The 1,868-nt window shown below is 40.1% G+C and carries 3 protein-coding genes and 1 pseudogene; 3 read left to right on the forward strand and 1 reads right to left on the reverse strand.

Annotation, left to right across the window (positions count from 1 at the left end):
- Positions 1-110 precede the first annotated feature (110 nt).
- Positions 111-347, forward strand: a complete 237-nt coding sequence (locus QUB33_RS29340) for a DUF167 domain-containing protein (RefSeq protein WP_333358182.1) — start codon at positions 111-113, stop codon at positions 345-347.
- 92 nt (positions 348-439) lie between these two features.
- Positions 440-628 carry a CsbD family protein gene (locus QUB33_RS29345; protein ID WP_333048102.1) on the forward strand — a complete coding sequence of 63 codons (189 nt, stop codon included), beginning with the start codon at positions 440-442 and terminating at the stop codon, positions 626-628.
- Positions 629-887: 259 nt separating this feature from the next.
- Here QUB33_RS29345 and QUB33_RS29350 read toward each other — a convergent pair.
- Positions 888-1,216: pseudogene (locus QUB33_RS29350) on the reverse strand (transposase); the annotation flags it as partial.
- Positions 1,217-1,316: 100 nt separating this feature from the next.
- On the opposite strand from QUB33_RS29350, the gene QUB33_RS29355 reads away from it, so the two are divergent.
- The coding region (locus QUB33_RS29355) for a transposase (RefSeq protein WP_333358178.1) at positions 1,317-1,868 on the forward strand (552 nt) is incomplete at its 3' end.

Consider the following 1,868-nt stretch of genomic DNA (forward strand, 5'->3'; position numbering starts at 1 on the left):
AAATACGTCAATATACTTACACACAGAAAATCATTTAGGATTGCTCTCGATATAGAAAATCATTTAGGATTGCTATAAGCTTTCATTTTTTCTGCTGATGTAGTGAATGTATTGTACCACATTTACATGGAATTTGCTGTAATTCCCAACAGCAAAGCATCGCAGAACAACCAGACGGTAGCCTCACAATACATCTCAAGTCGCCGCCAGTCGATGGTAAAGCCAATCAAGAATTAATCATCCTGTTAGCGAAAAACTTTAAAGTGCCGAAATCTGCGCTCGGCATTAAATCCGGTTTTTCCTCCAGAAATAAACTTGTGGAAATTCCAATGGAACCTTTAACTTAGAAATAAAGGAAATAACAAATCTATCTAAAGAGGGATACAGACTCAAATTTAAAATTCATATATTAGTAGTTGTAGAGTTAGAATATAAAATTATGAGCATTGAAAATAGAGTCGAAGCAACAGCCAAGAATATTGAAGGCAAAATCCAAGAAGCTGTTAGCGAAGTTACAGGCAATCAGAAAGATAAATTAGAAGGTCAAGCCAAGCAAGACCAAGCATCAGCAATTCACCTGAAAGAAGACCTCAAAGATAAAGCAAAAGAGATTGTAGACCGAGCTTAGTAACAGTATTTGCTACAAGTTTCCTGCCTACTAAATCCAGCAAACGATATGTTTGCTGGTTTTTTTATAGATATTTTTCGGAGATTATAGTCCTGCACACATTGGGCTCCAGAAACCGGGTTTGATGGACGAAAAGACGCACTCCAGCCAGTAGATTCGGTAAAAAACCCGGTTTCTTTGCCGGAGTGCGTCCAGCGCTGACTAAATAGGGTTTGCTGAATAATTGATCGCCAGCCAAGAACAGGTGCGATCGATATATTCAAGCTTGGTTAAATATAAGTTTTTTCTGTAGCGATTTCACCCAATTATAATTGTAGATTATCTTCAACTCAAAAACAGGCATTCTTTTTCCAAATAGACATAAAAACCCACAAAAAACCCGGCGCCACCAGGTAGCAAGGTTCATAACTAAAAAAGTAATTGCAATAACTGTACCAGATGTATTATCGAGTTTAGCCATCACTCGATTCAGACAGAATCTTCGTTTACGCAAGCCCCAAACTTGCCCTCAATCGCATTGCGAATTCTTTCATCTTCCAACGCTTGCCTCTTTTTTGATTTACTCACATTTGCTGGCGGTCTTCCTAGGGCGTCGGTTCAGTACCCGGACTTGACAAAACGACTCAACTATGCGTCACTGGAATTTACGGCCCGATTAAATTCAAGCGCTCATTACGGTGTAAAGTCTATGCGTCCTCCTTTGTGGCACCCGGCACTAGAGCTATCAGCTTCAGAACAGGTAATTATTAACCGCATCAAAACAGCCAAGCTTTTTACTTTTCTTCGCCTGAACCGTCTGTCCATATTCAATGATGAGTTTCAAGAAGAACTTGGCACAATTTTTAAAGACAGCACAGTGGGCTACTGTCCCATCCCACCAGCCCAATTGGCCTTGGCCACTATTCTTCAAGCTTATCTGGGTATTTCGAATGATGAATTGATTGAAGAGGTAGTCATGGATCTTCGGTGGCAATTGGTTCTGGATTGCCTGAACAGCGAAAAACCCCCATTCAGTAAAGCCACTTTAGTAAGATTCAGAAGCGCCTTAATTAAAGAAGGCCTTGACCAACGTTTAATTGACCGTACTGTAGAAATTGCCAAGCTCAAAGGAGGCTTTGGCTCGGCTCAGTTAAGAGCTGCATTAGATTCCTCTCCACTATGGGGCAATGGCACTGAAAAAGTGAACTCAAAAAAATCTGTAAGGCAATATATATATAGATCATTGCCTTACAAACACAAA

Origin of the sequence: Microcoleus sp. B3-A4 (assembly GCF_036705385.1) — a bacterium.
Classification (GTDB): domain Bacteria; phylum Cyanobacteriota; class Cyanobacteriia; order Cyanobacteriales; family Microcoleaceae; genus Microcoleus.

Excerpts from the sequence above, each read along its gene's own strand:
- QUB33_RS29345 (WP_333048102.1), top strand. The coding sequence starts at position 440 with ATGAGCATTGAAAATAGAGTCGAAGCAACAGCCAAGAATATTGAAGGC.